The 24,543-nt window shown below is 44.8% G+C and carries 25 protein-coding genes; 5 read left to right on the top strand and 20 right to left on the bottom strand.

Translation table 11 applies throughout. The features are described 5' to 3' along the window. Genes AB1I50_RS10000 through AB1I50_RS09965 form a run of 8 tightly spaced genes read right to left on the bottom strand, consistent with a single transcriptional unit; the run spans nucleotide 1 to nucleotide 7,370 of the window. Nucleotides 1-1,263 (bottom strand): glycosyltransferase family protein, encoded by a 1,263-nt coding sequence (locus AB1I50_RS10000; protein WP_407723881.1) that lies wholly within the window; start codon nucleotides 1,261-1,263, stop codon nucleotides 1-3. A gap of 18 nt (nucleotides 1,264-1,281) precedes the next feature. Further along, on the bottom strand, nucleotides 1,282-2,244 hold the full coding sequence (locus AB1I50_RS09995) for a hypothetical protein (protein WP_407723880.1): 963 nt from the start codon (nucleotides 2,242-2,244) through the stop codon (nucleotides 1,282-1,284). A gap of 17 nt (nucleotides 2,245-2,261) precedes the next feature. Further along, nucleotides 2,262-3,353 (bottom strand): glycosyltransferase family 4 protein, encoded by a 1,092-nt coding sequence (locus AB1I50_RS09990; protein WP_407723879.1) that lies wholly within the window; start codon nucleotides 3,351-3,353, stop codon nucleotides 2,262-2,264. Further along, the gene (locus AB1I50_RS09985; protein WP_407723878.1) at nucleotides 3,350-3,961 is read right to left on the bottom strand and encodes an acetyltransferase; all 612 of its coding nucleotides are present in this window, start codon (nucleotides 3,959-3,961) and stop codon (nucleotides 3,350-3,352) included. The genes AB1I50_RS09990 and AB1I50_RS09985 overlap by 4 nt, the downstream gene beginning before the upstream one ends. Further along, nucleotides 3,951-4,604: a sugar transferase gene (locus tag AB1I50_RS09980; RefSeq protein WP_407723877.1), complete on the bottom strand. Its 654-nt coding sequence runs from the start codon at nucleotides 4,602-4,604 to the stop codon at nucleotides 3,951-3,953. Before AB1I50_RS09980 ends, AB1I50_RS09985 begins: the two co-directional genes overlap by 11 nt. Nucleotides 4,605-4,623: 19 nt before the next feature. Next, entirely contained in the window at nucleotides 4,624-5,820 is a 1,197-nt protein-coding gene (locus AB1I50_RS09975) for a DegT/DnrJ/EryC1/StrS family aminotransferase (RefSeq protein WP_407723876.1), read from the bottom strand. A gap of 28 nt (nucleotides 5,821-5,848) precedes the next feature. After that, nucleotides 5,849-6,586 (bottom strand): CpsD/CapB family tyrosine-protein kinase, encoded by a 738-nt coding sequence (locus AB1I50_RS09970; RefSeq protein WP_407723875.1) that lies wholly within the window; start codon nucleotides 6,584-6,586, stop codon nucleotides 5,849-5,851. Then, nucleotides 6,570-7,370 carry a YveK family protein gene (locus tag AB1I50_RS09965; protein WP_407723874.1) on the bottom strand — a complete coding sequence of 267 codons (801 nt, stop codon included), beginning with the start codon at nucleotides 7,368-7,370 and terminating at the stop codon, nucleotides 6,570-6,572. The genes AB1I50_RS09970 and AB1I50_RS09965 overlap by 17 nt, the downstream gene beginning before the upstream one ends. 436 nt (nucleotides 7,371-7,806) lie before the next feature. On the opposite strand from AB1I50_RS09965, the gene AB1I50_RS09960 reads away from it, so the two are divergent. Then, complete coding sequence (locus AB1I50_RS09960; protein WP_407723873.1) at nucleotides 7,807-8,460, top strand: hypothetical protein; 654 nt, start codon at nucleotides 7,807-7,809, stop codon at nucleotides 8,458-8,460. Nucleotides 8,461-8,547: 87 nt separating this feature from the next. On the opposite strand, the gene AB1I50_RS09955 is transcribed toward AB1I50_RS09960, so the two are convergent. The 3 genes from AB1I50_RS09955 to AB1I50_RS09945 all read right to left on the bottom strand — a co-directional run bounded on the left by AB1I50_RS09955 (nucleotide 8,548) and on the right by AB1I50_RS09945 (nucleotide 11,836). Beyond that, on the bottom strand, nucleotides 8,548-9,420 hold the full coding sequence (locus tag AB1I50_RS09955) for an SPL family radical SAM protein (RefSeq protein ID WP_407723872.1): 873 nt from the start codon (nucleotides 9,418-9,420) through the stop codon (nucleotides 8,548-8,550). A gap of 147 nt (nucleotides 9,421-9,567) precedes the next feature. Beyond that, nucleotides 9,568-10,575, bottom strand: coding sequence for a stage V sporulation protein AD (gene spoVAD, locus AB1I50_RS09950; protein WP_407723871.1), 1,008 nt, complete (start codon nucleotides 10,573-10,575; stop codon nucleotides 9,568-9,570). Nucleotides 10,576-10,657: 82 nt separating this feature from the next. After that, nucleotides 10,658-11,836 carry an LL-diaminopimelate aminotransferase gene (locus tag AB1I50_RS09945; RefSeq protein WP_407723870.1) on the bottom strand — a complete coding sequence of 393 codons (1,179 nt, stop codon included), beginning with the start codon at nucleotides 11,834-11,836 and terminating at the stop codon, nucleotides 10,658-10,660. 291 nt (nucleotides 11,837-12,127) lie between these two features. On the opposite strand from AB1I50_RS09945, the gene nifS reads away from it, so the two are divergent. Both nifS and nifU read left to right on the top strand, forming a co-directional pair. Next, nucleotides 12,128-13,315, top strand: a complete 1,188-nt coding sequence (gene nifS, locus AB1I50_RS09940; RefSeq protein WP_407723869.1) for a cysteine desulfurase NifS — start codon at nucleotides 12,128-12,130, stop codon at nucleotides 13,313-13,315. Nucleotide 13,316: 1 nt separating this feature from the next. Beyond that, nucleotides 13,317-13,709 (top strand): Fe-S cluster assembly scaffold protein NifU, encoded by a 393-nt coding sequence (gene nifU / locus AB1I50_RS09935; protein ID WP_407723868.1) that lies wholly within the window; start codon nucleotides 13,317-13,319, stop codon nucleotides 13,707-13,709. Nucleotides 13,710-13,752: 43 nt separating this feature from the next. Here the strand turns inward: nifU and AB1I50_RS09930 are convergent, their stop codons facing one another. Continuing rightward, a complete protein-coding gene (locus AB1I50_RS09930) occupies nucleotides 13,753-15,630 on the bottom strand; it encodes a fructose-1,6-bisphosphatase (RefSeq protein WP_407723866.1) in 1,878 nt (625 codons plus the stop codon). Nucleotides 15,631-15,777: 147 nt separating this feature from the next. Between AB1I50_RS09930 and AB1I50_RS09925 the strand changes: the two genes are divergently transcribed. After that, nucleotides 15,778-17,700: a sensor histidine kinase gene (locus AB1I50_RS09925; protein ID WP_407723865.1), complete on the top strand. Its 1,923-nt coding sequence runs from the start codon at nucleotides 15,778-15,780 to the stop codon at nucleotides 17,698-17,700. Continuing rightward, nucleotides 17,697-18,485: a response regulator gene (locus AB1I50_RS09920; protein ID WP_407723864.1), complete on the top strand. Its 789-nt coding sequence runs from the start codon at nucleotides 17,697-17,699 to the stop codon at nucleotides 18,483-18,485. The genes AB1I50_RS09925 and AB1I50_RS09920 overlap by 4 nt, the downstream gene beginning before the upstream one ends. Before the next feature lie 41 nt (nucleotides 18,486-18,526). On the opposite strand, the gene AB1I50_RS09915 is transcribed toward AB1I50_RS09920, so the two are convergent. The 8 genes from AB1I50_RS09915 to AB1I50_RS09880 form a co-directional block, all read right to left on the bottom strand. Next, nucleotides 18,527-18,802 carry an acylphosphatase gene (locus tag AB1I50_RS09915; RefSeq protein ID WP_407723863.1) on the bottom strand — a complete coding sequence of 92 codons (276 nt, stop codon included), beginning with the start codon at nucleotides 18,800-18,802 and terminating at the stop codon, nucleotides 18,527-18,529. 136 nt (nucleotides 18,803-18,938) lie between these two features. Next, entirely contained in the window at nucleotides 18,939-20,048 is a 1,110-nt protein-coding gene (locus AB1I50_RS09910; protein WP_407723862.1) for an ABC transporter ATP-binding protein, read from the bottom strand. Between the two features lie 142 nt (nucleotides 20,049-20,190). Then, nucleotides 20,191-20,913 carry a pseudouridine synthase gene (locus tag AB1I50_RS09905; RefSeq protein ID WP_407723861.1) on the bottom strand — a complete coding sequence of 241 codons (723 nt, stop codon included), beginning with the start codon at nucleotides 20,911-20,913 and terminating at the stop codon, nucleotides 20,191-20,193. A 5-nt stretch (nucleotides 20,914-20,918) separates the two neighbouring features. Continuing rightward, complete coding sequence (locus AB1I50_RS09900; RefSeq protein WP_407723860.1) at nucleotides 20,919-21,392, bottom strand: DUF4830 domain-containing protein; 474 nt, start codon at nucleotides 21,390-21,392, stop codon at nucleotides 20,919-20,921. Between the two features lie 58 nt (nucleotides 21,393-21,450). Further along, nucleotides 21,451-22,113, bottom strand: a complete 663-nt coding sequence (locus AB1I50_RS09895) for an HAD hydrolase-like protein (protein ID WP_407723859.1) — start codon at nucleotides 22,111-22,113, stop codon at nucleotides 21,451-21,453. Next, nucleotides 22,103-22,486 (bottom strand): thioesterase family protein, encoded by a 384-nt coding sequence (locus AB1I50_RS09890; RefSeq protein WP_407723858.1) that lies wholly within the window; start codon nucleotides 22,484-22,486, stop codon nucleotides 22,103-22,105. Before AB1I50_RS09890 ends, AB1I50_RS09895 begins: the two co-directional genes overlap by 11 nt. Before the next feature lie 11 nt (nucleotides 22,487-22,497). Beyond that, nucleotides 22,498-22,722: a hypothetical protein gene (locus AB1I50_RS09885; RefSeq protein ID WP_407723857.1), complete on the bottom strand. Its 225-nt coding sequence runs from the start codon at nucleotides 22,720-22,722 to the stop codon at nucleotides 22,498-22,500. Between the two features lie 16 nt (nucleotides 22,723-22,738). Further along, nucleotides 22,739-24,472: a glycoside hydrolase family 13 protein gene (locus tag AB1I50_RS09880; RefSeq protein WP_407723856.1), complete on the bottom strand. Its 1,734-nt coding sequence runs from the start codon at nucleotides 24,470-24,472 to the stop codon at nucleotides 22,739-22,741. Nucleotides 24,473-24,543 lie beyond the last annotated feature (71 nt).

Below are 24,543 nucleotides of genomic sequence, written 5' to 3'. Positions count from 1 at the left end.
CTACACTCCTCCTATGATAATTTTGCTTAAATCTGCTTGTAATTCTCTTGATACAGCAGAGGCATCGTGATGTTCTCCTGCAAACTCACGAATTTTCAGAGCGCGCCGGCTGTAATTTGAGCTATCGTTAAGTACATCAACCAATTCATTTTTTAAGCTGTCGGTATTCTTTATCACATATGCACCCGGAATATCATCAAAATACTTTATCGACGATATTTCGCCGGGACCGATAGCAAGCACCGCGCTTCCGCTTTGAAGATAATCGATAATCTTTGTAGAAAAAGAATACTTTGTATTTATTATTTGTTCTGTGTCAAACGACTCGACAAACAAAACAAGGTCAGCCTCGGAAAGCTTCCTTTTTATCTCATCATAATCTCTTTTGCCGCAAAAACACGTGCAGGTTTTATCTCCGAAATACTTCTGAATATCAGATGGTAAAAGAACCGAGTTGCTGAAAATATCAAAAGAAACTCCGCCGCCTGATTTGTAACCCTCGATTATTTCGGCAGCTTTTGTTATAATCTCTAATCTTCCGTAAAGCAAATTACCGGCATACACAACCTTTACCGGATTATTCACTTTTTCTTTTACAGTCTCCGAAAACTCACAACTCTTATAAAGAGGCGAAGCGCTGCAGAAAAATACAGAATTATAATAACTGCAGATTTCGCGTGAGCAGCCTTTTATAATATTTGAATTTTCAATTATATATTTTAATTTGGTTATTTTTTTATAGGAATTCTTTTTCGAAAGCCTTCCATATTCATCATCGGCTATCCACGTAAACAAGGGAGTATTGTAATTATCCTTAATATATTTAACCGTCAGATAGTACTGAGGATCTGCTTTTGCAAAGGTAAAGATTACGTCCGGAGAGAAGGACTCTATAAAAGCCCTTAAATTATTATTAAGCCACTTCTTGCTGTTCCAGATATAATCAGAAAATTTATACGCGAAATTTATTCCGTATTTATGAATCAACCTGATTAGCTTTTTTTCATCCCTGATTTTTTTTGCCTTCGACTCTCCGCTGAAATTAAAGTCTTTTCCGTTTTTTTCCGGAGAAAACCAATTCCTCAACACTTCGAATTCCGTTGTTCTGTAATATCTCTTGCAGATTTTATTATTGGGACTTGAAGCTCTGAAATAAATATTCGCAAACTCGCAATTGTCAAAATGCTCAAAGAAGTTAGATACTGTGTTGCCTATCGCATTTGTATCATCCCAGGCATTTCTGGTGATAACCAATATTTTCATTTATCAATAACTCACCTTTTATTGTACGGTAGAAATAATAATGTCCGCAAACTCCATTGGATTCTTGCGTTCAATTAAATATCCGGGAACAGAAGCTTGGATTTTTTCAATTATATCATCTTCTGTTTTTTCAGCCGATGTAACCGAAAAATCATCATTAAACCAATCCAACACCCGCAAAAACGGAGAATAGTAATATCCTACTGCGTATCGGCTTATCATCTTGAGTTTTTCAAAATATTTATCAATCGGCTTGAGCTGTTCATCACTGCCCTTTTGCATAAAAAACAAGTAATCTATTTTCCCGGATGGAACCATATCCTCTGACGAAATATCCTTCGAAATCTCATTATTGTAGTTTCTAAAGGATTCTGTATTCGGAACTCCGTAAATAAATTCACCGTCGGTAACAGCCATATCCTCAGCGATAATTTTTGCGTTATATTTATTCAAAAGGTTAAGTGCCGTCAGCGATTTTCCCGCATTTGGCGGAGAGAGCATAACCGCCGTTTTTCCGCCTGACAGCTTAACTGCTGAACAATATACGGTTAATAGTCCGTTTTTTAACAGCATCAGCGTTACCAAATCAAATAATATAAATCTGACCGGATGAATATACATTGTTTTTATTTTAACTGTTTTGATATACGATTTTCCGAAAACCGCATTAACCGTATTTCCGCTTACGGTCACTAAATAACGAAGACGGATAAATTTTGCAATTGTTTGGTCAAATATAATGGATTTTTTATTTTCGGACGCCTTGAAATGTCTGAAGGATGTTTTATAGTTTTCCGTATCTACGCAATCAAAAACATTTTTATCGTCGACTGCATTCAAAGCAACCTTGATTTTGCATTTTTCATATTCGGTTTTATCAACAGGTTTTCTGCATATTCCGTAAGGCCAGTTGAAATTTTTAATATTTGTTTTTATTCCGACATAACCGTCTACACAACGGTAATACAAAAATTCTTTCATTTGTGAATTCCCTGTTATTACAAATTGTAAATCGACAGCATAATTTCGTTTACTTTGCCTGTGTCGAATAAATTTATATCAACAACATTTTCCTGCTTGTATTCTCCGTCGATTATCCTCTGCATTCCGGAAGCAAAGCCGTCTGAATCGTTGCAATCGTAAACAAAATCAAAACCGTCCTTAAGCAAATCCACATTACCCCTGATTTTACTGCAAACAACCGGCAAGCCTGCAGCAATAGCCTCCATAAGCGCTACCGGCAGCCCCTCCTGCGTACTTGGGAACGCAAAAGCGTCCGCCGATTTAAGGAGCTCTGCAACATCCTTTCTGTAGCCCGCAAAAACAATCCTGTCGTCAACGCACAGATTTTGCGACAAAGTAATAAGATTTTTTTCTTCTGCTCCTTCTCCGACTATCAGATATTTCAAGCTATCGTCATTAATTTTATTCAGAGCTTTTACAACCGTTTGATGATTTTTTCTCTTTGAAAGCTCACCGGTAGACATAAAGACAAAATCTTTCTCCGAAAAGCCAAATTCTTTTCTTTTTTCCGCACGGTTAACTTTTGTATTTTTTATTCTATCAACATCTATTCCGACGCCCGGAACGTACTTTATTTGTTTCGCCTTTAACGATTTACAGGCAAGTTGATAATCCTCTTTATTTATTGTGATTAAAACATCTGTCCAATGTGCGCTGATTTTTTCAATGGGGTAATACAACAACCGGTTTTTTGCCGGTGCTCCGCTGAAAAAATGAAATCCGTGAGCGGTGTAAAATACTCTTAACCCTTGCTTTCTGAGCTTTCTGCAAGCATATCTTGTACAAAATCCGGCTACAGGCGTATGACAGTGGACAATATCATAATTGCCGTCGGAGATAATTGATTTTAGTTTCTTAATCGCCTTAAGGTTGCTCGTTTTAAGCGGTGACCTTTGCCAGTTGACCTGAAACACCTTACAGCCCAACTGTCTGTAAAAATCATCCACCTGATAATCGTCTTCGTTGGTGGCTATATCCACAGTATGTCCGGCTTCAATTAACTGCTTTACCAACCCTCTAAAGAAAATCATAGTTAACCCTATGGTTGTGGTGTAAAGTATCCTCATTTAATTCTCCTTGCCGGAACGCCGACATATGTTCCGACGTCATTTATATTGCAAATCACTGCGCTTCCGGCGCCTACAACGCAATTGTCCGTAACGGAAAGATTATTTAATATCACGCAGCCTGCGCCGAGAAATACAGATTTGCCTGCTTTGACCGAACCGGCAAGGCGTGCTCCGACTGCTACGTGTGTCCAATTACCCACAACGCAATCATGGTCAACCGAGCTGCATGTGTTTATAATTACCCCTTCTCCGATTTTTGCGTTTGCCTGCACTACGGCGCCTGCCATAATCACAGTGCCTTCGCCTATTTCGGCGCTTTTTGAAACACTGCTGAACGGGTGGATTATCGAAGCAAGCTCACCGCCCAGTTCTTTTACATTTTTTAATATTTTTTTGCGAAGGCTGTTGTCGCCTATCGCAACAAAAAAGCAGCATTCGCAAATATATTTTTCTATATCATTTAAGGTGCCGATAACCGGCAACCCCTCAACGTTTTTATCGTCTAAAAAAGCTATTTCTTTGTAACCGCTGAGCGACGCTGCCTCCGCGCAAACTCTGCCGTGACCGCCTGCTCCGATAATTATCAGCTTTTTATTACTGTTCATTCAAATCATTTCCCATAAATTCTTCCATAGTAGAGGAGGTTTGACTGCTGATACCGCTGCGGGTAAGCACCACTATAATCGTCTTAAAAAACACCTTAACGTCCATAATAAAAGTCAAATGATCAACATAATAGACATCCAACTCAAATTTTTTCTGCCATGAAAGATTATTTCTGCCATGCGACTGGGCGTAACCCGTCAGCCCGGGTCTAACCTCGTGTCTGCGCCTTTGTTCAGGCGAATATCTGTCAAGATAACGTACAAGCAACGGTCTCGGACCAATCAGCGCGCAGCTCCCTGTGAGAACGTTAAAAAGCTGCGGAAGTTCGTCAAGACTTGTTTTTCTAAGGATAACTCCGTAACCGTTCAGGCGTTTTTCATCGGGAAGAAGGTTGCCGTCCTTATCCCTTTCGTTCGTCATTGTGCGGAACTTTATCAGATTAAAAATCTTTTCCTTGCCGTCCTTGCCGATTTTTCCGGGACGCGGCTGAACAAAGAAAGGATTGCCTTTCATTTGCCATGCGCCCAACAGCGTCAGCAAAACCATTACGGGAGAAAGAATAATCAACGCGGTCAGCGAAATACAAAAACCCAACACCCTTTTTACATAACGCGCATAGATACCTTGTCTTTTGACGTTCATACGCTTACCCTTCGTATGTTTATTCAAAGCAAGCGCGAACCGCTTTTATAACCGCGTTCTGCTGTTCTTCGGTCATTTTATTATCACTCGGCAAACACAAGCCGCGCATAAACAAATCCCTGCCATTATCGTTATTCACCGTGATATAATCATATTTCTTAAACAGAGGCTGCAAATGCATCGGTTTCCACAGCGGTCTGCCCTCGGCGTTAATGGTTTTTATCGCTTCTAAAATCTCCATCGGGCAGGTTTTTCCGCTTTCTTTTGTATATGTATACTCTGTATCACCGAGCCTTTGCTCACACATTGCCCCGGGATTCACCGTCATACATGACAGCCAATAGTTCGGGCTGCTGTTTTCGGGAATAGGATTCATCTGAACAGGCAAATCCTTAAAGCCCTCTTTATATCTTTGATATATTTTTTTCTTTTGAGCTATATGCTCACCGATATACGGTATTTGTCCGCGGATTACTCCTGCGACAATGTTACTCATACGGTAGTTGTAGCCGAGCTCGGAATGTTGGTACCACTGAGCGCAGTCTCTGCTTTGAGTAGACCATTTCCTCGCTTTTTTTGCAACGCTTTCATCATCTGTGAGCAGCATACCGCCTGATGTACCGGTGATTATTTTATTTCCGTTAAAGCTAACGGCGCTTATATCGCCAAATGTTCCCGCCCGACGTCCGTTGTATACAGTTCCGAGCGATTCCGCAGCGTCCTCGATGATTACAGCGTTGTGCCTGTCGCAAATCTCACGGATTCTTTCATAATCGCACGGTGTGCCGAAAAGGTTCACCGTAACCACGTGCTTTACCTCGGGGTATTTTTCAAACGCTTTTTCCAAGGCTTCGGGATCCATATTCCATGACTTGTATTCGGAATCAATGAATATAGGCTCTGCTCCTTCATAAATAACCGGATTAGTGCTTGCAATAAAGGTTAAATCAGAGCAGAACACCTTTGTTCCCTTTGTTATTCCGGCAAGCTTAACCGCCAAATGAAGTGACGAAGTGCCCGAAGTAAGTGCTACGGAGTATTTTCTGCCGACAAAACCGCTTATAAGCCTTTCGGTTTCATTAATATTTTCGCCTACCGTTGACATCCAGTTGGTGTCATACGCCTCTTTAATATATTCAAGCTCGCCGCCGTGCATTGTCGGCGATGAAAGATATAGCTTTTTTTCAAACGGATGTATATTTGTACCCTTAAACATTTTTACAGTTCATTCCCTATCTCAAAAATTACTCGCCCTTTTTGTAATAATAGTAGTTGTAGTAATACTTGCTGTATTTACCCTTGCGATAGTACTTTTTATTCTCTTCCTTACCGTTATATACAAAACCAAGAATTTTTGCGTCGGCAAACTGCATTTGTCTTAAGGTTTCGTTTATCTTGGAAAATTCAGACTCGTTATGGCGGATTACAATCAAATATCCGTCTACGATTCGTGACATTGACGCCGCATCGCTGACGATTGTAGCCGGCGGAAAGTCAAGTATTATATAGTCGTAGTACTTTTTAAGCAGCTCAATAAAAGCGTCCATCTGCTTTGAGCCGAGCAGCGCAGTAGGATCGGGCGGAATATCGCCTGCGGCCATAATGTCAATGCCGTACTCGCTTGAACGCCTGATAAGCGGCTGCTCACTCTCCTGATTTCCCGAAAGGAAGTTGCTCAGTCCGGGCTTGGGCTCAATTTGAAGCTTTGAAGCGATTGTCGGAAGTCTCAAATCGCAGTCAACAATAATTACCTTTTTATTTATCTGCGAAAAAGAGATAGCGAGGTTAATCGCAACCGAGCTCTTTCCGTCGCCGCGGTCGGGAGAAACAACTCCTATGCACTTGCTTTCCTTACCGGGCAAAGAAAACATTACGTTCGTTCTAAGTGTTTTATATGCTTCTTTAACGGAAAAGGCAGACTTGTCCGAAAGGAGCATTTTTTGGGGATTAAATATAACCGTTTTGTTATAATTTTTCTTCATCTTTTTGCTCGCTTTCGAATTTTTTATCTTCGGAATTCTGAGAATAGTAGTAATAATCGGAATGATTATTCGAGGCTTTTGATACATCCGGTATTACTCCGAGAATCGGGATTGAGAAGCTTGATTCAATATCGCTTTCGCTCTTAACGGTGTCGTCCGTAAAATATCTGATAATCACAAAAACTATAACAATCAATGCGCCTATCAAAAATCCGATCAGCGCAAATCTCGAATAGCTTGGCTTGTACCGCTTGTCGCTGAACTCGGGATAGTCGATAATCTTCATCGAGCTTCCCTCTACAATTTGAGCCATATACTGAGGAGCTGTCTTTGAAATTGCCTGAGCGTAGTCATAAGCAAACTGAGGATCAGTATCGACCACAAACACCGAGATAATCTCAGTCTCGTCCTTTACCTCGGTAGATACAAGCTTTTGAAGCGTATTGTAAGAAGCGTCTAACTCCATTGACTTTGCCGCGGCTGTGAGAATTGTGTTTGATGTTAGTATCTTTTGATAAGTAAGAACAAGCTGCTTAGAAGCTGTTACATCCGAGCTGGAAAGAAAATCAGTATTTTCCTTGCTCTGCTTATTATTTACATATGCGGTAAAGCCGCTTCGGTAGGTAGGCTTAATCAAAACTTTTGTTCCTACGAACACCGCTCCGCTTAAAATCAAGCCCACCAAAATAATTAACCATAGTTTTTTTAGAAGTTCCTTAAGAATGGGAATAATGTCAATCTCACGCTCCGGAACTTCTTTTCTTTTAGTATCGTCTTTCCTCATGATATTTGCCCCAATTTTTATATATTTACTAAACCAAGTATCTGTCATCAGTAAAATCGACGGCACTATTCATAAAAATGCATAGTAAAATCAGAAAATCCGTCGAATAATTTGATTATTTCCCATAATATTATAACATTTTTTTTAAGAGATGTCAATAAAAGTATAAACAACATCATTGACTAAAAAAGCAATTATTCTAAATTCGAATATTTATGCCAAAATTTAATGCTTTATTCCCCGTCTTAACTGTACTGAATTTTTCAAAGACAACTGTTTAACAAAAAAATACTGACAAAAAATAAATTAAAGGTTGAAAGAAAGCTAAAACAGAGTTATAATAGATTTGATTAATTTTGTCGCAGTTTTATAAATTCGCGGCAAACAAATCAATAAGGAACTTGGTTCCGAAAAAAACAAAAAAGGAGAAAAAAAGATGAAATTTCCAAACGCAGCTAAAGGTATTAGCAAAATTTTCACATCAGAGATTCTCGCTCTGATTGCCGCAATCGCAACAGGCGTTGCTTCCATTCTTGCCGCAGTAATGTATGCTTCGGCAAAAACTAACAGCACCGCAGGCGCAGCAGCTTCCGGTATCGGAACGCTTGTTCTCGTTTTAGGCGCGTCCGTACTCTTAGTTATCGCGCTTATCCTCAAGATTGTAGGCGTTGTTCAGACATCAAAGGATGAGGATTCGTTCAAGATGATTATTTACCTCACAATTTTCACCTTGATTGTTGCAGTTATTGCAGCTATCTTCTCAAGGGTAACTTTCCTCAACAACATTGCAAACGCAGTTTCGGCAATCGGCAGCTTTGTTACTACTCTTCTTATCATCCTCGGTATCGGCAACCTCGGCGTACAGGTTGGTAATGATGAAGTAATTGACAAGTGCTCAAGCCAGTTCAAGCTTATCCTCGGCATCGGTATCGTTGCTCTTCTCGCAAGATTTTTCTGCATCTTCCTTCCCACCGTTCCGGCTCAGGGTATCGTAATTGCTCTTGCAGTTGTTGCTCTGGTTCTCAACATTATTCAGTACATCCTTTATCTCTCACTGCTTTCAAAAGCAAAGAAGATGCTCAACGACTAATTGCTGAAAATACTAAACTACAAAATCCCGAACGGAATTCCGTTCGGGATTTTTTATAATTCTATCATAGTTTTCCTCAAAGCAAAGCTAATCCCACAGGCTCAGCTGCTGCGGCGCGTTCTTTTCTTCAAACTGACTAAGATATTCAAAAATCAAATCGTTGTCGTGCATTATGCCATTTTGCTCGCAGGTGCGGTGAAAAAGCCGCATTAACTCCGCGCTTTTCGGACTGTTTATCACATACTGATTGCCGTACTCGCGGATATACCGCTCCTTAAGGCCCGGGAAGCTTTTGTCGAGCTGACGGTAAAAATATTCCCTGTTGCCTTCGCGCAAGGTCAGTCCTATTCCGAAGCAGATTATTCCGCGCACCTTTGCCGCAACGCACATATCCAAAATCCGGCAGATATTGTCCTCGGTATCGTTTATGTACGGCAGAACAGGGCACAGCCATACGACGGTCGGAATATTGTTGTCGCGCAGGATTTTGAGCGCTTCAAAGCGCTGTTTTGTCGTGCTGACATTCGGCTCGATAAGCTTGCACAGGGCTTCATCGGCGGTCGTTAACGTCATCTGAACGACCGCCTTTGTCTTTTGATTTATGCGTTTTAGGATATCCAAATCCCTTAGAACGCGGTCTGATTTTGTAATCAGCGTTGCGCCGAAGCCGTATTTTTCAATTAACAACAAGGCTTTTCGCGTGTATTCAAGCTGAGCTTCGAGCGGCATATACGGATCGCTCATAGAGCCTGTGCCGATCATACAGCGCTTTCTCTTTCGGCGCAGGGCGTTTTCGAGAAGCTCAATCGCGTTCTCTTTTACCTCGATATCCTCAAACTCGTGGTTCATCTGATAGCAGTTGCTACGCGAGTCGCAGTAAATACAGCCGTGCGTGCAGCCGCGGTACAAATTCATTCCATTGTTTTGGGAGAGTATTCCTTTTACCTTTGTATAATGCATATCCGTTCCCTAAGATTTTTATAATGCAACACCGCATAATTCAGTTGTGCGAATTGTGCGGCGTTGTCTTAATATTTAATATTATTTTAACATATTGTTTTTCTGTTTACAATAATTATTTTCGGTATAATAATATCAAGGTTAGTTTTACGACTGCAAATTTACAAGGTGAGCGATTGACGGAATGGTTTTGCTCTGTCCTGCGGTTGTTGCGCTTAAAAGCGCTCCTGTCGCGATAAAGAGGATATTTTTCAGCTTACCGTGCTCCAAATCGTTGAGGATTTTTGAGCAAAGCACCGAGGCACAACAGCCGCAGCCCGAGCCTCCGGCGTGAACGTCCTGAAAACGGCGTTCAAATATCATTAAGCCGCAGTCACGGTGATTGTTTTTGATGTCTATTCCCTCTCTTTGTAAAAGCTCGTACAACGAATTGCTTCCGACCTCACCCAAATCGCCCGTGAAAATGCAGTCAAAGTCCGACGGCGAGCTGTCCGTATCCTTAAAAAACGCGGCTATGGTCTCCGCCGCAGCAGGTGCCATGGCGGCGCCCATATTATTGGCGTCGGTTATGCCGAGGTCGATGATTTTTCCGACCGTCGCGCGGCTGATTTTGACCTTGCCTTCGCCGTTTCCAATGATACAACAGCCTGCGCCCGTCACCGTCCACTGCGCGGTCGGAGTGCGGATTGCGCCGTATTCGAGCGGATAGCGGTACTGCCGTTCGGCTGAGCAAAAGTGTGACGAGGTTGAACAGCCTGCGTTTTCCGCCGCTCCCGATTCGACAAACACCGAGGCGGCTATAATGTTCTGCGCCATGGTCGAGCATGCGCCGTACTGACCGAGGTACGGAATGTTGTAGTCCTTAAGCCCAAAGCTTGAGCCCACGCACTGGTTTAGCAAATCGCCTGCAAACACAAAGTCGATATCCGATTTTTTTAGCTTTCCCTTTTTAAGCGCAAGCGCCATAGCCTCGGTTTGAAGCTGACTTTCCGCGTCCTCGTAGGTGTCGAGCCCGTCGTAGCTGTCGGTTATAATCTTATCAAAAAGTCCGCCGAGCGGCCCTTCGCTCTCTTTTTTTCCGGCAACCGAAGCATAAGCCCTGACAGTCGGCTGATTTATAAATTCAAGTGTTCTGTTTCCGATTCTTTTAATCATAATAATTCCTCCTGCAATTATTATTCAAGCTTGCGGAAAAATTATTATTGCAAAATGAAAATCCGCCTTGCGGCGGACTTTTTTATTTTAGAAGATTTTTAATTCTTTCGACAGCCTCGATTGTTTTGTCGCGGTCACCGAATGAGGTCAGGCGGAAAAAGCCTTTTCCGTTTTCTCCAAAGCCCTCGCCCGGAGTGCCGACAACTGCGGCGTTTTGGAGCAGGTAATCGAAAAATTCCCAGCTGCCCATACCGTTGGGGCATTTAAGCCAGATGTACGGCGAATTTTTGCCGCCGGTGTAGTAAATTCCGAGCTCGTCAAGCGCGGAAGCGATAATCTTCGCGTTGCCGCTGTAGTAGTCGAGGTTCTCTTTGATTTGATTTTGTCCCTCGGCACTGAACACCTCTGCCGCGGCACACTGAACCGGCCACGACACGCCGTTGAACTTTGTCGCCTGACGGCGGTACCACATTGAGTGCAGGTTGTGTCCGTCGCGCTCAAGCTCCTTGGGAATGACGGTATAGCCGCAGCGTGTTCCGGTAAAGCCTGCGGTTTTTGAGAGCGAGCAAAGCTCTATCGCGCAGGTGCGCGCGCCCTCAATACAGAAAATCGAACGAGGCGACTCGTCCTTGATAAACGCCTCATACGCCGCGTCGTATATAATCACCGCGCCGTTTTTGTTGGCGTAGTCTACCCAGATTTTAAGCTGCTCTGCGCTGTAAGCCGCGCCTGTCGGATTGCCGGGAGAACAGAGATAAATTATATCTGCCTTAACATTTTCGTCGGGCATTGCGAGGAAGTGATTTTCCTGAGTCGCGGCGGCGTAGATGATTTTTCTGCCTGCCATCAGGTTCGCGTCAACATAAACCGGGTAAACCGGGTCGGTGACAAGCACGGTGTTGTCCTGCGAGAAGATGTCGCCAAGGTTTCCGCAGTCGGACTTTGCGCCGTCCGAAATAAAAATTTCATCCGCGCCGACCTTAACGCCGTAGCTCTTGTAATAGCCCGACACCGCCTCGCGAACAAAGTCATAGCCCTCATACTCGGGATAGCCCTTGAAGGTTTCCTTGTGGCGCAAATCCTCGCAGCCCTTTTTCATAGAGGCAACGACAATCGGCGCAATCGGCAGGGTAACATCACCGATACCGAGCCTAATAATCTCTTTATCGGGGTTCGCGGCGGCGAATTCATTGGTCTTGCGCGCGACGTCCGCAAACAGATAATTCGGTACAAGCAAGTCAAAATTGCTGTTGATTTTCATAATTACACTTCCTGTTCTGCGTAAAATTACCTTTTTATTATATTATTGAGCAGGAGTATTGTCAATAGATTTTGCAGCTTTTATTTTTGTAATATTCAATTATTTTTGCTTTTGTGCGGATAATTACAAATTTTTCGGGATATTTGCAACTTTCAATGCGCATTTCCTGCATTTTGTAATACAGATTATAATCATTCATAAAATAGGTCTTGATTTTTATAAAACTTAGTATTATAATAGGTTTTGAGATAACCTACCTTTTTAGTAGTTTTTATGTGAAAGGATGATTTTATGAGAGAAGTTTACGCGGACAATTCAGCGACAACGCGCCTGTCCCCTGCGGTTTTGGAGAAGATGACGCCGTACCTCACCGAAATTTACGGCAATCCGTCGAGCATATACAGAATCGGCGGAAAGGCAAAGGAAGCCGTTGAAGCCGCAAGGGAGAATATTGCGAAGAACCTCGGCGCTGAAAGACCGGGCGAAATATACTTTACCTCGGGCGGAAGCGAGTCCGACAACTGGGCGATTCGCGGCGTTGCCTACGCGCTCAAAAAGAAGGGCAAAAACCACATTATCACGTCGAAATTTGAACACCACGCAGTGCTTTACACCTGCCAGGCGCTCGAAAAAGAGGGCTTTGAGGTAACGTACCTCGACGTTTACGAAAACGGAATTGTAAAGCCCGAGGACGTTGAAAACGCAATTAAGGACAATACCGCCCTCGTCACCATAATGTACGCGAACAACGAAATCGGCACGATTCAGCCTATCGCGGAAATCGGCGCTGTTTGCAAAAAGCACGGCGTGCTTTTCCACACCGACGCGGTTCAGGCGGCAGGATATGTGAAGATAAATGTAACTGAGCAGAACATCGACCTGCTGTCGATGACGGCGCACAAAATCCACGGACCAAAGGGCTGCGGACTGCTCTATGTGCGCAGAGGAGTGCCGATTCAAAACCTTATTTACGGCGGCGCTCAGGAAAAGGGAAAACGCGCAGGAACAGAAAATGTCGCCGGAATTGTAGGACTTGACGCGGCGCTGCAAATCGCCGTTGACACAATGGACGAGCGAAACAAAAAGATATCCGCGCTGAGAGATAAGCTGATAGGCAGCCTGCTAAAAATTGAGCGTTCAAGACTAAACGGCGACCGTGTTCACAGATTGCCGAACAACGTCAATATGTGCTTTGAGGGCATTGAGGGCGAAAGCCTGCTGTTAAAGCTCGATATGAACGGAATACAGTCCTCATCGGGCTCGGCGTGCACATCGGGAAGCCTTGATCCAAGCCATGTGCTGCTCGCAATCGGACTTCCGCATGAAATCGCCCACGGCAGTATGCGCCTTTCTTTCTCGGAAGAAACGACCGAGGAAGATATTGACTACATCGCAAAGATTGTGCCCGAGGTTGTGACATATCTGAGAAATATGTCGCCACTGTGGGAGGACATTAAAAAGAAAGAAAAGGAGAATTGATATGGTATATTCGGAAAAAGTTATTGACCACTTTGCAAATCCGCGCAACGTGGGAGAAATAGAAAACGCCGACGGTATCGGCGAGGTTGGCAACTCCAAGTGCGGAGATATTATGAAGATGTACATTAAGGTTGACGACAACAAAATCTCCGACGTAAAGTTCAAGACCTTCGGCTGCGGAGCGGCTATCGCCACAAGCAGTATGGCTACCGAGCTGATTAAGGGCAAGTCAGTTGACGACGCGCTTAAGCTAACAAACAAGGCGGTCATGGAAGCTCTCGACGGACTTCCGCCGGTTAAGGTTCACTGCTCGGTTCTTGCCGAGGAAGCGATAAAGGCAGCTGTCAGCGATTATTATAAGAAGATTGGCGTTGATCCTGAAATAATAAAGTAAGCAAAGTATAAGGGACTGAATTTTATGAATTCAGTCCCTATGTTTATATTTTGCCTGTGCGGTACATTGTCAATAAAGTTTTCAAGTCATCAATGGTTTTGCTGATAGTCTCGCCCGAATCGGTGTCGAGCACCATCATCCTGTGCTTTTCGGTCTCGACAATCTCGGAATCCGAGTGGATGTCGCGGTTTTCACCAAGAGCTTCCTCAACGCTCCTGAACGGATGATGCGCCTTTAAGCGCAGACCGTGGGAGTTATAAATCAGCGTGTAGCCGGCAATTCCCGTTGTGCTGTGGTATTCCTTGCAGAAGCCGCCGTCGATTACAAGCAGCTTGCCGTCGGCTCTGATAGGCAGCTCGCCCTTGACGGTTCTGACGGGTGTATGTCCGTTGATGATGTGCGAGCTCTCCGCGCCCAAGCCGAACTCGGAAAGTATCATCTCGCAGGTCTGCTTTTGATAGTAGAAGTCGTAGTAGGGGTTCTTTTCCTCGCGCCACGCACTTTTGTCATCAATAAACGCGCGTTCAAAGGTCTTGATATTCCGTCCGCAGAGCGGAGAATTCGGTGCGCACCATAGGTACCACATAAAGTCGAGCCCGATTTGCTGTCTGCCGCTCTCGAAAAACGCGAGCCTTGCGACCTTGTCCGCCATATCAAAGTATTCTCTGCCGCTGAGCCTTTCACCGAACAGCTCAATTTCGAGCAGTTTGCCGTTCTTATCGAGCGGAACGCAGCCGTGATAGAGCAGGTTGCCGTTGTAGATTTTGTACATACTTCCGTTTTCATACAAAAACTCAACGTGCTTTTTGAGCCTGTGGCTGTTGACAAATGACTCCCTCAGCGCGGACGCAACCGCCTGCTCTTTCTCTGTCAGCTCATACGGATTTTCAGGGTTCAAGGTCGGGAAAAATGTGTCGTTAAGCTTGTACTTTACACCCTCGGATATCACCGTGCCGTCGGTCAAATCAATATTTTCAAGCACCAATCTATTTTCCATTTTATAGTCGGGATTGCGCTTTATAATCTGCCCCTCGAGCTTGAACTGAATGACGGAAATTGCCTTTAGTGCAGCCTTCATCGGACTGAGCGTGGGATATGTTTTTTCCGCGAATAAAATCAACTTTCTAAGGCTTATGCCGTAGGCGCTTTCGAGCGTATTGAGCGTGTTGTACTTAATGCTGTTGCGCACAACGTTCGCGATACACGCCTCGCTTCCGCACGCCGCGCCCATCCAGAGGATGTCGTGGTTTCCCCACTCTATATCGAGCGAATGGTGCTCTGCGAGCAAATCAATAATCTTTTCGGCGCTTTTTCCGCGGTCGAAAATATCACCGACAATATGAAGCCTGTCAACCGCCAGCCGCTTGATAAGCCCTGCGAGTGAAATTATAAAATCGTCGGCGTTTATGCTGATAATCGTATCAATAATATTGTTGTGGTAGCGAACCTGATTATCGTCCTCGTCGCGCTGGGCATGAAGTAGCTCGTCGATGATATAGGCGTAGTCGTCGGGCATAGCCTTGCGCACCTTTGAGCGCGTGTATTTTGAGCTTAGCACCCTTGCGATTTCAATCATCTGTTCAAGCGTGGTTTCGTACCACTCGCGGTCGGTACCGCGGCTCTTTTTAATCAGGCTGAGCTTTTCGGAGGGATAGTAAATAAGCGTGCAAATCTCCTTAATCTGCTCGCGGCTGAGGGTTTCGGAATAGAGCTTTTCGACCTTCTCCCTGATTACGCCCGAGCAGTTGTTGAGGATATGGCAGAACGCCTCATACTCGCCGTGAATATCGCTCATAAAGTGCTCTGTGCCCTTCGGAAGATTTAAAATCGCCGTGAGGTTGATAATCTCGCGCGTCAGCGAGCGTACCGATGGATATTTTTCAGACAGCAGCTTGTAGTATTTTGATTTGTCGCTTTTCATTTTTACCGCCTCCCGTCCTGTTTATGCTTTAATATTATCATAAAAATATTTACTTGTAAATCTAAAGGTAATACTTTTATTTATTTTAAAAAACGCTTTTATTTTTCAAATAAATACGCTATAATTAATTATACGACAAACAAAGGGGTGAGCGCTATTACAAAAATACTTAACAGCAAGCGCCTTTCCGCTGTGGTTATGGCGGTTATAGTGCTAATGCTCGCGGGGCTTACCGTGCTTTCGCTGAATTTTTTTCTCAGCATAGACCACAGCATTGATATGCCGATGTTTTTGGACGGAGAGTACTCGGTTGACGGCGGTGAATTCAAGCCGTATTCGCAGACAGGTGAAATCACCGACAGCTTTAACGACAAGGTGGTTTTCAAGGGCAAGCTCAGCACATATACCTCATACTACCCCACCGTTACCATATCGAGCAAAAACGTATGGTATAACCTAAAAAACAGCAAGGGAGAGGTCGTGTACGGCTACAATTATAAAAGCGAGGCAGATATTTACGAGGAAATCTTCAGCAAAAAGTATGACGAAAAAAGCTTAACCAAGGACGAGCGTGAATTACTTGACATTCACAAAAAGATGAGCGGCTTGGCTATGCAAATGCCGAACACGCCGGGATATCAGATTGAGGATCTTTACTTTTTCGACGTTGCAACCTACAATATTGATTATGACGAGGTGCTCACCTTTGAAGTAATCAATCCTTATGACTCGCCGCAGTCGGATTTTTCGGATTGCCTTGACGTTGTGCTCAGCGAGTCTAACGGAAAATACACGCAGTTTATATCGCATACGCTTCCGTATCTTGTGCTGTTTATGCTGGTGTGCTTTTTCGGGTTGTTCTTCTTCCCTGTTGCCGGCTTTATTTTGGGCAGGGTGGACTACAAGTATCTTTCGTTCGGAGCGCTCTGCTTTTTCTGGGGACTGTTTATGATAATGCGCAGCTCCAGCAGCTTTCTTAATCTGTGGATAACAGACCCGACGGTTTGCCTGCTGATAAACGCGCTGACAAACTACTTCTTTATTTCGTCCTTAATTTTTTACTTTAAGACAAATCTCGAAAAACCGGTTTCACACTCAATCGCAATGGCGCTGTGGATAGCTTTTGTGCTGGGAATTATCACGGTAACGGTGCTGCACTTTACCGGAGTTTCCGACGTACACGTGACATTTAAGTATATGATGGCGCTGACGGCGGTCTGCGGCTTGGCAATGCCTATTCTGCTGTTTTACGAAACAAGGTACGGCAACAAGGCTCTGTATGTGCTTATCTCATGGATTCCGCTCGCGGTCTGTGTACTGGTTGACGCGATAAACCACTACAGCCACTTTACCGATTTTGATTTTTACGTAATCGGTCTGGCGCTCACAATGGTTTACCAAATTGTACGGCTGGTGTTTGATTTGAGACGGCAGTATAAGGAAGCCATTAAGTATCAAAAAATGCAGAAGGAGCTGTACGAGGCAAAGGTTTCGGTTATGGTCAGCCAGATTCAGCCGCACTTTATGTACAACGCGCTGTCGTCAATCGCTATGCTCTGCAAGATCAATCCCGACACCGCGTACAACGCGACGATTACCTTCTCGGATTATCTGAGGGGCAATATGGATTCGCTGAAACAAAAGGCGCCCGTTCCGTTTGAAAAGGAACTTGAGCATCTCAAAAAATATCTGTACATTGAACAGCTCAGGTTCGGCAAAAAGCTGAACATTGAGTACGACATTCAGACTACCGATTTTGTACTGCCTCAGCTTTCGATTCAGCCGCTTGTCGAGAACGCTGTTAAGCACGGCGTTGGAATGAAGAAAAAGGGCGGCACGGTAAAAATTGCCACCGAGGAAAACGAAGATTTTTATATGGTTATTATTTCCGACGACGGCGTGGGCTTTGACACTGAGCAAAAGAAAAACGACGGCCGTTCGCACGTCGGAATGGAGAACACACGCAGACGGCTTAAAGAGCTGTGCAACGCCGAGGTTATCATCACGAGCGTTGTAGGAGAAGGCACGGTTGCCACGGTGCTGCTGCCAAAGGAGGATCAGAAAAAATGAGAATACTATGTGTAGACGACGAACCGCTGATGCTGCAAATGCTCGAAATGGCGGTTAAGGAAGCCAAGCCCGACGCTGACATTACAGCGTTTGACGACCAGGATGAGCTGCTTGAGGACGCAAAAAGCGGCGGCTGCGACATCGCGTTCCTCGACATTCATATGAGGGGAATGAACGGCGTTGAGCTTGCAAAGGAGCTTAAGGCGGTCAACCCAAAGATGAACATAATTTTTGTCACCGGCTTCAGCGAGTACGCAGGCGACGCGATGAGCCTGCACGCGAGCGGCTATATTATGAAGCCGGTCACAGCCGAAAAGATTAGAAAGGAGCTTGAGGATTTGCGCTTCCCGATTGAGCCCAAGTCAAACGCTCTGCTAAAGGTTCAGTGCTTCGGCAACTTTGACGTTTTCACTCCCGACGGCAAGCCCGTTCACTTTGAACGCAGCCGTTCCAAGGAGATTTTCGCCTACCTTATTCACCGTCACGGCAGCTCATGCACAATCAAGGAGATCGCCGCGGCGCTGTTTGAGGACGAGCCGTACGACAAAAAGCAACAGAATTACATTCAGATTTTGATTTCGGCTATGATGAAAAGCCTTAAAAAAATCGGCGCCGAGGAAGTTATCAACAAAACCTACAACAGCCTGTCGGTTGACGTAAACCTAGTCGACTGCGACTACTACCGCTTTGCCGAGCTTGACGCCGGAGCGGTAAACGCTTATCAAAACGAGTATATGAGCCAGTACTACTGGGCTGACTTTATGTTTAACGACTTTGATTATTAACATTTAAACTCAAAAACGGACGTGGTTTTCACGTCCGTTTTTTAATATCTTACTCTAAAGCTTTTTTCGTCGGGGATGACCGCGGTGTTGCGGCTAAGCGTGCGGTCAATTTTAATATACCGCGCGTTACCGATTGCCTGAATTACCTTGTCGATTTCCTCTTCCCTGCCCTGGATTTCCATAGTCACAGAGCCGTCGTATTCATTTTTTACCCAGCCTGTAACTTTGCAGGCGTTTGCGGCGTACTGCGCCGTATAGCGGAAGCCCACGCCCTGAACCCAGCCGAAAAAATTGTAGTGTCTGCGAATAATATCCATTTTGACCGCCGTTTGTAAGTTATAATACTAAGTGCCATTAAAACACTTATTACAGATATTAGCGTTTTAATGGTGCTTAGTATAAAAGATACGGCGGCAGAGTTTTGCCCTGCCGCCTAAACAAGATTTTAATTTATCAGTTTGTAATAATCTGCTCTGTGTCCTTATCAAAGATGTGGAGCTTATCAAGGCTGAAGCAAATCTTGATTGTGTCGCCAACCTTAGCCTTTGAGGAGGGATCAACTCTTGCGGTGATAGACTGACCTGCAATGTTAACATAGAGGTAAATCTCTGCGCCCATAAGCTCGGTTACGTCAACGTTAGCTTCGAATGTCATATCAGCCTTTGCGATTTCCTCTGCCTCGTCGTGAACGTGCTCGGGACGGATACCGAAGATAACTTCCTTACCTACATAAGCGTCGAGCTTGCCGCCTGCGCTCTTGTCAGCGGGAACGGGAACCTTGTACTTGTCAAAGTTGAGTGTGTACTTGTCGCCTTCCTTGCCTACTGTAGCGTTGATGAAGTTCATCTGGGGTGAACCGATGAAGCCTGCAACGAACATATTGTCAGGAGAATCATAAAGGTGCTGAGGTGTATCAACCTGCTGAATAACGCCGTCCTTCATAACTACGATTCTTGTACCGAGAGTCATAGCCTCTGTCTGGTCGTGAGTTACGTAAATAAATGTTGTGCCGAGTCTCTGATAGAGCTTTGAAATCTCGGTACGCATCTGAGCACGGAGCTTTGCGTCGAGGTTTGAAAGAGGCTCGTCAAGAAGGAATACCTTAGGATCACGAACGATAGCACGACCCATAGCAACACGCTGTCTCTGACCACCGGAGAGAGCCTTCGGCTTTCTGTCGAGGTACTGCTCGATACCGAGGATACGGGCTGCTTCTTCTACTCTTCTCTTAATCTCCTCCTTGGGAGTTTTTCTGAGCTTAAGACCGAACGCCATGTTATCATATACTGTCATATGGGGATACAGAGCGTAGTTCTGGAATACCATCGCGATATCTCTGTCCTTAGGTGCTACGTCGTTAGCGAGCATGTCGCCAATGTAGAGCTCGCCCTTTGAGATATCCTCAAGACCAGCAATCATTCTCAGGGTTGTTGACTTACCGCAACCTGAAGGACCTACGAAAATGATAAATTCCTTATCAGCGATCTCAAGGTTGAAGTCCTTAACAGCGGTAACGCCGCCGTCGTAAATTTTGTATACGCCTCTCAGTGATACATTTGCCATAAAATAACCTCCGTTATATAATTTCTTAATTTAACATATATAATATACCACTTTGGACAAATTTTTACTATACCGATTTTGACTAAAGATTTGCCTCAGTTTTTATATAAAATAATTACCCTGTAAAAAAACAGGGCAATTTTTAGTGTATTTTGCCAACAAAAATAGAGCTTACATCCAATTTTGTCAATTTTTTAGCACTTCCTATGGGCAATTTGCTATCAAGATACAAATTTCCCACCGATATTCGTTGAAGGTGCACAACTTTTAAGCCGCATACGGCAAACATCTTTTTCACCTGGTGGAACTTGCCCTCGCAAATGGTGACAATTCCTGTAGAACTGCCGTATTTTTCATCGGTCTCAAGCTTTGCAGGCAGGCACTTTGTGCCGTCGGCAAAGACAATCCCCTGCTCGAACCTTTCAATGGTTTCGGCGGTGATTTCTCCGCCAAGCTTTGCGATGTATTTTTTATCGACATGCTTTTTCGGGGAGAGCATTTTATGCGCAAGTTCGCCGTCGTCGGTGATAATCAGCAGACCTTCCGTGTCCTTGTCGAGCCTTCCTGCAGGAAAAAGCCCCGGACGTTTCAAGTCGGGCGGAAGAATGTCAATTACGGTTTTATCGCGGTTGTCGCGCGTTGCCGACACAACACCTGCAGGCTTGTTGAGCATAATGTAAATATGCTCGTCCAAATCGACAGCCTGTCCGTTAAGCTCGACCGTGTCCGTCGCCGCGTCAACTTTCTGCTCGGGATTGCGGCAAATCCTGCCGTTTACCGCGACCTCGCCGTTTTTTATTTTATTTTTAGCGTCCTTGCGGCTCAAATCCGCGCGCGAGGACAACAGCTTGTCAAGTCGTTCCATTTTATTCACCCCGAGAGCGGTCTTACGCCCTCGCCGTATACCCTGTTTGTCAGATGACCTCCGATTAATCTGCCGCCGCTTACCAGTAAAACGGCGCAGGAGGCGTTTTCGGCTTCAACCGAATATGTAAACCTCTGAGCCTTTTGCCCCTTGTACGGAGTTAAATCGAGCCCTGTCTGCATTTGAATTTCATTGTATTTTTCTGTTACAGAATTAAAATCCTCGGGAATAGTAATTTCATCGCACTCTGTCAGCTTGGCATTTTCTATTCCGAACGAGTGCAAAATATCAATTCTCTGCTCCTCGGTCTCTGCCTTTAGCGAGTATTCACCGATTTCGTCGCAGGTCGCGGTGTCGGATTTTGAGCCCGAACAGCCTTTTAGACAGGCAAAAACAATCAAAATTACAATCAAAAAAATAATGAAGATATGCCGCAGCGCCTTTCCGCGGTTTTTCACTTTGAAATTCAGTACAAACATATTAACCTCCGCGCGTATCACTTACTAAAATGTACGCGCGAAGGTGCGATTATATTCTTTATCCGTTAACGATATATTTCAGAAGCTCCCCGGGAGAATCCGCGATTGCTACCGCGCCCTGCTCGTTCATCTCGTCAACCGAGCCGTAGCCGTAGCTTACACCGATAAAATCGACCTTGCACAGTCTTGCGCCTATGGCGTCAAAACGGCTGTCGCCCAGCATTAGGGTTTGCTCGCGGTCGCTTTCGATATTTCCGCCGAGCTTTGTAAGCGCGTACGGAATTAAATCCTTTTTATCCTTGATTGTGTTGTCGAGCGTTGAGCCGACAATTTCATCGAACCAGTCTGTTATTCCGAGAAGCTTTGCAACGCCGTCTGCGACAGGCTTTTGCTTTGAGGTGCAGATGGCGGTTTTAATGCCCATTTCACGCAGTGCGTCGACAACCTCTTTAATCCCCGGATAAACCTTGTTGCGGTACTTTCCCTCTTTGTCGTAGTAGGCGCGGTAAATTGCCGCTCCCTTCTCGGAGGTTTCCTCATCAAGTCCACAGAGGTTTCTAAAGGTGTCAATCAGCGGAGGTCCGATGTAGAGCGTGTAATCGTCAAGGTTCGGCTTGGGCACATCCAGGGTATCGAGCGCGTATTCAAGCGACATACGGATTCCCTCCGCGCTGGCGCTTACAGTACCGTCGAGGTCGAATAAAACATACTTATATTTCATCAAACTTACCGTCCGCCTTTTTCTGGAATTTTTCAGCCTTTACGCTGACTCTCGTATGAGTTCCCTTAGCGATTTCTCCTGCGTTGTCGCGCGCAGTCAGCTCAAAGAAGAACAGCCTGCCCTCAGTTTTTACAAGGCGTGCTTCCGCCTCTACCTCAGCGCCCAAGGGAGTTGGACTTGTGTGCTCAATGCTTATTGCCGTGCCGACCGTGGTCAGCTCGTCGTTGTCAAGCACGTTTTGAGCAAGCTCAGCCGCCGCGCCCTCCATAAGAGCCGCTACGGCAGGAGTTGCCAGCACGTCAAGACTTCCGCTGCCGACAACGCTCGCGAGATTTTCTTTTTTTACGGTTAATTTTTTTGTCAGTGTTTCCATAATTAATTTCCTTATGAATTGTGCTCTGTAATCATCTTTTTGAGCTGGTTAATTACGTCGTTTTCGGGGAAGTTGACCTTCTTGCTCACGTCTGCGATGTTCATATTTTTTATCATCATCTTGCCGACCGGGGTTTTGAGCACGCCGAGTCTTCCGTCGAGCTTAACAAGCTCATCGGGCAGCCACGGATATTCCTTTAAGATGTCTGTAAGCTTTGTATTGCTGTTGATTTCCATAATATTACCTTCCTTTTTACCGCTCGGCAATCAGTATTCCGTACGGTTTCAATTCGCCGTTTTCATATCCGTTTTGGAACAGGATTTTTCCTGACGGAGCGGTCTTGTACGAACGTTCCTGAGCGTTAATCAGTATATCCGCCTTGCCCGATTTAACATAGTGAATCAGGCGCGGATAGTCCTCTGTATAAATAAACTCAAATTCGTTGCTCTTAAAGTCCTTACGCGCGTTTCTAAGGTGAATAAGCGCGGAGATTTTGGACTTAATATCGTCATATTTTCCGCTGTCAACCTCGTTCCACGGCATTGTGGCGCGGTTGTAGGGAGAGTCAAAGCCCTTCATGGCAATCTCTGTTCCGTAGTAAATGCACGCCGAGCCGGGCAAGGTCATAATAACCGCGATTTTCTGCAAAAGCTCGTCGTTGTTCTTGCTAACCTCGGCAACACGCGGAGTGTCATGGGTATCGAGGAAGTTAAACAGTGCTCCTGTGACCTGCTCGGGGTAGAGCGTTCTGCAGTAGTTTAGCGCGTATTCAAAGTCCTTAAAGGTTTGGTTCGGATTTTTAAAGAAATCGGTCACGCATTCGGGAAGCGGATAGTTCATAACCGAGTCGTACTCTTTTCCGCCGAGCCACGGCAATGAATCCGTCCAAATTTCGCCGAGGAAATACACGTCGGGATTTACCTTTTTAACCGCCGAATTCAGGCTGTTTATAAAGGTGTGCGACACCTCGTCGCCCACGTCAAAGCGGATTCCGTCGATGTGCCAGTCCTTTGCCCAGTGAACGCACAATTTTGTAAAGTACTCGACAACCTCGGGGTTGTTGGTATTTAATTTCGGCATACCTGCCCAGAAGGAGAACGAGAAAAATCTGCCGTCCTCGGTGGAAAAGTTCCTGTCGGCAAAGTTTTCGGCGTTAATAAAGAACCAATCGTAATACCGCGAGCCCCTGCCCTTTTCGCAGACGTCCTTCCACGCGAAAAACTCTTGACCGCAGTGGTTAAACACAGCGTCGAGCATAACGCGGATACCCATTGTATGGGCGGTATCTACTAATTCTGTTAAATCTTCCTCGGTGCCGAAGTCGGGATCAATCTGCCAATAATCAAAGGTGTTGTATTTGTGGTTTGAGCCTGACTTAAAAATCGGCGTAAGGTAAATTCCGCTGATTCCCAAATCCTTAAGATAGCCGAGACGTTCGGTTATTCCGCGGATATTTCCGCCGTAAATGTCGTTCCACTGCGGATTTGAAAAATCTCCCCATTTTCTGAATTTTTTATCCTCGGGAGAATTAGATGAACGGCAAAAGCGGTCGGGCATAATCTGATACCAAACGGTGTGCTTTACCCAGTTAGGCGGAGTTATAATGTCGGAAACATTCAGCCATGCGTACTTGAAGTACTGCATTGAAGCCAGGCTGTTCTCCTCGACGGGGCAGATTTTATTTTCGCACACAACAAAGGTATTTCCCTCGCTTTCAAGCTCAAAGTAATACCTCAGACGCTTATACCTCGGCTGCAGCTTAACCGTCCATATAATATGGTATTTAAGCTCTGCAAGCTTATGCATTTCGGTTTTAACACCGCTCCAATGCGGCTGTCTGCGAAGCTCGTGTATAAACGGATCCTCGCTGATAATAAATGCGCGGTCAACGTCCTTTGCGGTTTTTATATTTACCGTAACGGTGTTTTCGTCAGACGCATAGCAAAACTCAATAGTCGATCTGTGAGAAACTGCAGAAATATTCATAATAGTCCTCCTTGATTGCACCGGTTATCTATATTTTAACATACAGATAAAAAATCGGCAAGTAATTTGTC

It is taken from the genome of Ruminococcus sp. NATIVEDY161, from assembly GCF_045819895.1.
Taxonomy (GTDB): domain Bacteria; phylum Bacillota; class Clostridia; order Oscillospirales; family Acutalibacteraceae; genus Ruminococcoides.
Note: the sequence above shows the minus strand (reverse complement) of the source record. Positions and strands in the feature narration are given on the sequence as shown.

Excerpts from the sequence above, each read along its gene's own strand:
- AB1I50_RS09920 (WP_407723864.1), top strand. The coding sequence starts at position 17,697 with ATGAGAATACTATGTGTAGACGACGAACCGCTGATGCTGCAAATGCTC.
- AB1I50_RS09960 (WP_407723873.1), top strand. The coding sequence starts at position 7,807 with ATGAAATTTCCAAACGCAGCTAAAGGTATTAGCAAAATTTTCACATCA.
- AB1I50_RS09990 (WP_407723879.1), bottom strand. The coding sequence starts at position 3,353 with ATGAGGATACTTTACACCACAACCATAGGGTTAACTATGATTTTCTTT.
- nifS (WP_407723869.1), top strand. The coding sequence starts at position 12,128 with ATGAGAGAAGTTTACGCGGACAATTCAGCGACAACGCGCCTGTCCCCT.
- AB1I50_RS09955 (WP_407723872.1), bottom strand. The coding sequence starts at position 9,420 with ATGCATTATACAAAGGTAAAAGGAATACTCTCCCAAAACAATGGAATG.
- AB1I50_RS09970 (WP_407723875.1), bottom strand. The coding sequence starts at position 6,586 with ATGAAGAAAAATTATAACAAAACGGTTATATTTAATCCCCAAAAAATG.
- AB1I50_RS09995 (WP_407723880.1), bottom strand. The coding sequence starts at position 2,244 with ATGAAAGAATTTTTGTATTACCGTTGTGTAGACGGTTATGTCGGAATA.
- spoVAD (WP_407723871.1), bottom strand. The coding sequence starts at position 10,575 with ATGATTAAAAGAATCGGAAACAGAACACTTGAATTTATAAATCAGCCG.
- AB1I50_RS09915 (WP_407723863.1), bottom strand. The coding sequence starts at position 18,802 with ATGGATATTATTCGCAGACACTACAATTTTTTCGGCTGGGTTCAGGGC.
- nifU (WP_407723868.1), top strand. The coding sequence starts at position 13,317 with ATGGTATATTCGGAAAAAGTTATTGACCACTTTGCAAATCCGCGCAAC.
- AB1I50_RS09930 (WP_407723866.1), bottom strand. The coding sequence starts at position 15,630 with ATGAAAAGCGACAAATCAAAATACTACAAGCTGCTGTCTGAAAAATAT.
- AB1I50_RS09905 (WP_407723861.1), bottom strand. The coding sequence starts at position 20,913 with ATGGAACGACTTGACAAGCTGTTGTCCTCGCGCGCGGATTTGAGCCGC.
- AB1I50_RS10000 (WP_407723881.1), bottom strand. The coding sequence starts at position 1,263 with ATGAAAATATTGGTTATCACCAGAAATGCCTGGGATGATACAAATGCG.
- AB1I50_RS09980 (WP_407723877.1), bottom strand. The coding sequence starts at position 4,604 with ATGAACGTCAAAAGACAAGGTATCTATGCGCGTTATGTAAAAAGGGTG.
- AB1I50_RS09890 (WP_407723858.1), bottom strand. The coding sequence starts at position 22,486 with ATGGAAACACTGACAAAAAAATTAACCGTAAAAAAAGAAAATCTCGCG.
- AB1I50_RS09885 (WP_407723857.1), bottom strand. The coding sequence starts at position 22,722 with ATGGAAATCAACAGCAATACAAAGCTTACAGACATCTTAAAGGAATAT.
- AB1I50_RS09910 (WP_407723862.1), bottom strand. The coding sequence starts at position 20,048 with ATGGCAAATGTATCACTGAGAGGCGTATACAAAATTTACGACGGCGGC.
- AB1I50_RS09900 (WP_407723860.1), bottom strand. The coding sequence starts at position 21,392 with ATGTTTGTACTGAATTTCAAAGTGAAAAACCGCGGAAAGGCGCTGCGG.
- AB1I50_RS09945 (WP_407723870.1), bottom strand. The coding sequence starts at position 11,836 with ATGAAAATCAACAGCAATTTTGACTTGCTTGTACCGAATTATCTGTTT.
- AB1I50_RS09895 (WP_407723859.1), bottom strand. The coding sequence starts at position 22,113 with ATGAAATATAAGTATGTTTTATTCGACCTCGACGGTACTGTAAGCGCC.
- AB1I50_RS09985 (WP_407723878.1), bottom strand. The coding sequence starts at position 3,961 with ATGAACAGTAATAAAAAGCTGATAATTATCGGAGCAGGCGGTCACGGC.
- AB1I50_RS09880 (WP_407723856.1), bottom strand. The coding sequence starts at position 24,472 with ATGAATATTTCTGCAGTTTCTCACAGATCGACTATTGAGTTTTGCTAT.
- AB1I50_RS09975 (WP_407723876.1), bottom strand. The coding sequence starts at position 5,820 with ATGTTTAAGGGTACAAATATACATCCGTTTGAAAAAAAGCTATATCTT.
- AB1I50_RS09965 (WP_407723874.1), bottom strand. The coding sequence starts at position 7,370 with ATGAGGAAAGACGATACTAAAAGAAAAGAAGTTCCGGAGCGTGAGATT.